The organism is Tritonibacter horizontis (assembly GCF_001518015.1).
GTDB classification, from domain to species: Bacteria; Pseudomonadota; Alphaproteobacteria; order Rhodobacterales; family Rhodobacteraceae; genus Epibacterium; species Epibacterium horizontis.
On sequence record NZ_LPUY01000083.1, the window covers coordinates 1 to 3403 of the forward strand.

A 3403-nucleotide genomic window follows, 5' to 3' on the forward strand; every position below is an offset into this window, starting at 1 on the left:
TGGTTCGATGTTATCCGGACAATCAAGCTGTTTTTGTTCTCCCGACCGGGGTTTGTCGTGGTTGTCCATAGGAGGGCCCCCGCCGCCCGCGTAGCGCGGATACGCGCGCAGCGGAGCGGGCGGCGGGGAGGTACCTGTGGGCTACCGCGACATTTTCCGTGCCGCTTCGACCGTCTGCCCGACCTCTTGTGCCGCGTCTGTGACTGGCTCGCCCAGTTCGACGAGAAGCTGTTCGATGCGGGAAGCTATTCCTGAATGCCGTTCGATTTCTCGTGTCCAACCGCGGCAACGCGCGTCTTCCGTCAGATTGAGTTCGAGGCGATGGCGCGCTCGCAGCCTCGGCGCATAAGATCGGGTGGTGACGAATTTGGCGCAGTTCAGATAGAGGTCGCATTCGCAGGGACCTTCTTCCGGCAGTCGGAGACAATGGCCGAGTTCGAGCTCGGTCTTCAGGAAGTTGCACTTCAGCCAATCGACCGTGCTTTGCGGCAGGCGCTGATTGCGGATGATCTCGGCCGCGGGTCCGGCGATCGGCGCATCAGGTTTCAACACGGCCTGATAGTCCGCGAGCACGGCTTCATCGCTGACTCGGATATAGACCATCGACATGTGCGGGCTTTGATGCCCCAGCACGTCCATGATCGTCTGCATCCGCGCACCGCCTTCGGCGAGTTCCGTGCCGACCGTATGGCGGAAGCGATGTGCCGAGATGAGATTCTGCCCTTTTCCATCGACCAGACCGAGTCGGTGAGAGATGTCTTTGAGTGGATAATTGAACAGGTAGTCGGGCGAGATCGCGACACCGCGGCGGTAGAAGAGCAACTTGACGTATTGGCCGGTTCTGGCATCCGGGACCGGGCGTTCGTCCGACTGTGCGCGCAGGTCGATGACCTTGCGAAGAGCTTCAGCAGCCTCAGGGTGAAGCGGCACGAGCCGTTCCCTGTAGGTCTTTCCCGCCGGAATGCGCAGCCGTGGCGTTCCGTCCGGATAGGCGTCCAGACAGTCGACGGGCAACCTTGCGATCTCTGTCCGACGGGCGCCGGACCATCGCGCGATCAGAATCGCGGCGCGCTGGAAATCGCATGGAAGCTTGCGGACCTCTTCCATGAGCGGGCCAAGCTGTTCGGCCGGGATATACCGAGGCAAGCGCTGCGGAAGGCGGGGAAGATCGCGGGTGTTCAGAACTGGTCGCGTCGGGAAATCCGGCCATTCCCAGGCCGCCCCCTCGCTGAGGAATTGCGCGACATGAAGTGCACGGGATCTTTGGGCGGTAATCGACAATCGACGCTTGGTTCTGGCGCCGACTTGGCTCCTAAGATCGATCAGGAAGGCGGTCATTACCTCGGACGTGACATTTGCGAACTTCTCGATCTTTGGATCGTGGCGAACCAGGAAGTCGACAAAGCGGCGGAGCGACACGGCGCAGTGGTCGACCGTCACCCTGGAAAGGCTGGTGCGCTTGATCTCCAGCCAGCGCTCGATGAAAACACCCATATCCGGCCTCGGATAGACATAAGGCCTGCGCTTGTCGGCGGTCATTCGCGGTCGCGCGATGCCGTTGCCGAGGTGGTGCAGTACAAGCTGTGTCTGTCGGACATAGCGGTGCCAGAAATGGGCGGTCGCCTTGGCCTTCTGCGGGTCGTAGCCATGGAAGCGCTTCATCAGGGAAGACGCCGCATATGCAGAAATTGCATCGTTCAACAGGTCAAGGTCATCGGAGGTGATAAGTTCAGGCGAACGTATGCCGGCATGAAGCGCGATGCGGGAAACCACCCAGATGGTCGACCCCTGTGGCGTCGTCTGGTGATACCCCATCGCTTTCTGGCGCTTGCGGAGATCCGGAATGCCCAGATCGATGCCCAGGTGATTTGCGAGTTGGGCGGCATACATGGGCGAAATCGACAGGAGGAACCCATAGTCGAGGCGCAGGCGGTCCGTGAAGGCGAGGTAGTAGAGATATTGCCGCGCCCAGAACGAGGCGGGGTGTTCAGGTGTGAAGGCGGACGTTCCGTGAAGTCGGCCCAGCCGAACCTCAAGCGGTTGTTCGCACCAAAGAGCGAGATCGGGAAAAGCGGCGACGAACTCTCGACGTTGAGCGATATACCGGTTCTTCATATTGCGGGTCATGTCGAGGCCCGCGAGGAATGCGCGGTATTCCTCCTCCTCGCTATGCGACGGCGCGATGTCGGTCGGAAACGTCATCAGGGCTTTCGGGAAGGGGTCTATCATGGCTTCAGTCCCATGGCACGGCTGTACTCGGCGAGCACTGTGGCGTCGGACACGCGTGTGTAGATGCGTGTCGATTCCGGCGACGCATGCCCGAGCCGGCGCTGCAGGGTCAGCTCTCGCATGCCGGCTTCCCACATGCGGGTGGCGTGGGTATGTCGCATCGCATGCGGTGTGACGCCGGGCGATTTGACCCCGGCGCGTTCCGCCGCTCGCGCGAAGGCTTTTGCCAACGCGGCATAGGACAAGGGCTCAGACCGCCTCGTGCCGTTTCCTCCGACGAGAAAGATGAACGGTGTCTCTGTCTCGCGGGGACGGTCACGCATGACATAGGCGCTGATGGTATCCAGGGCCTGCCCGTCATGGAGGTCGACGACACGCTCGACGCGCGACTTTCCGCGTGCCCCTTTCGGGTGGTCAGCGCGACATCGAACGGTCACGCGCCGCCGCCCATAGGCGATATCCTCGAGATGCAGACTGAGCGCTTCGCCTGGCCTCAGCCCACCGTGCAGCATCAGCAGCACAAGGGCGCGATCGCGTAGGTTGGTCAGCTCGGCGAGTAGACGTTCGATTTGGTCGTCGCTCAACGGGCGAGGCAGGCGGTGAACGCTGCGGACACGGATCACGCGCACACTCGCTGAGCGACGGGAAATGCCTTCAAAGAACGGTCTGTGCCGATCAGTGACCGCAGGCTTGTTGATACTCTTGCTGACCCGCATCGGGTTCGGCGGGGTCAGCGTCCCTGCGATGATCGCCCAGTCGCAGAAAGACGACATTGCCGCCAGCGCTCGATTGACCGTTGCCGGTGACAGCCGATCCGGGCCAGCCGAGGTTGCGCCCCGGCCGGGGCGCATATCGATCCGGTCATGCAGGTAAGCGATCAGATCGACGGCGTTCGAAATGTTGAAGCCCTGCCACTCGAGCCCTCGGGCTTCAAAGAACTCCCACACGCGCCGCAGGTCGTAGGCGTAGGAGCGAATGGTGTTCGGGGATGAGCCCCTAGCGTCAAGATAACGGAGGAAATCGTGAATCGGTTCGACGGAATTACCCGCATCGTCGCGGACAAAATAGCGAGGGACAGTCCCCTCTGGAGTTCTGGTGACTTGCATAATCGGTCCTCGGAAAAAGGTGAAAACTTCAGCCTTGGAGGTGAAATCGCAAGTGTCCAGATAATCGA

The 3403-nt window shown here is 61.2% G+C and carries 2 protein-coding genes; both read right to left on the reverse strand.

Annotation, left to right across the window (positions count from 1 at the left end; all coding sequences use genetic code 11):
* Window positions 1-141 precede the first annotated feature (141 nt).
* A complete protein-coding gene (locus TRIHO_RS23590) occupies window positions 142-2229 on the reverse strand; it encodes a tyrosine-type recombinase/integrase (RefSeq protein ID WP_106406201.1) in 2088 nt (695 codons plus the stop codon).
* On the reverse strand, window positions 2226-3403 hold a 1178-nt coding region (locus tag TRIHO_RS16280), incomplete at its 5' end, for a tyrosine-type recombinase/integrase (protein ID WP_232367813.1). The genes TRIHO_RS23590 and TRIHO_RS16280, both read right to left, overlap by 4 nt.

Coding starts and splice junctions, on each gene's coding strand:
- TRIHO_RS23590 (WP_106406201.1), bottom strand. CDS start 2,229: ATGATAGACCCCTTCCCGAAAGCCCTGATGACGTTTCCGACCGACATC.